At 58.3% G+C, this 448-nt stretch carries 1 protein-coding gene; it reads left to right on the top strand.

The features are described 5' to 3' along the window. Nucleotides 1–19 precede the first annotated feature (19 nt). Nucleotides 20–448, top strand: a 429-nt coding sequence (locus C5P05_RS00280) for a transglutaminase N-terminal domain-containing protein (RefSeq protein ID WP_332871318.1), incomplete at its 3' end; no start/stop codon positions are given.

Here is a 448-nt window from a genome sequence, read left to right as displayed (position 1 = left end):
TCAGGAGCCCCACACCACCGTGACCCAAATTCGAATCAGTCATACAACGGTCTATCACTACCGCAACGCTGTCAGCCTGGATCCGCATCGGCTGATGCTGCGTCCCAGAGAAAGTCGTGAACTGCAACTCATGTCGCACACCTTGAAGGTGTCTCCCGACGCGACGATAGCGTGGGCCCACGATGTCTCTGGAAATGCTGTAGCGACGGCGTCGTTCACCGGCAAGACCGACGCATTGCGGATCGAAAGTAACGTCGAACTGGACCTCACCGGCAACCCCTGGCCCATCTTCAATATTGCGGCGACAGCCCTCAATTTTCCCTTCTTCTATTCGAACGATGATCGCGCTGATTTGGGCGCCCTCGCGATTCAGCAGTACCTTGACCCGATGGGACGCCTCCAGAAGTGGGCCCGATCATTCGTGCGGGGTGCCGCACCCGACACGCTG

The sequence above is a fragment of the Rhodoferax ferrireducens genome (assembly GCF_003347515.1).
Taxonomy (GTDB): domain Bacteria; phylum Pseudomonadota; class Gammaproteobacteria; order Burkholderiales; family Burkholderiaceae_C; genus Rhodoferax.
The sequence above is the reverse complement of the archived record's forward strand: the minus strand, read 5'-3'. Positions and strand labels throughout refer to the sequence as shown.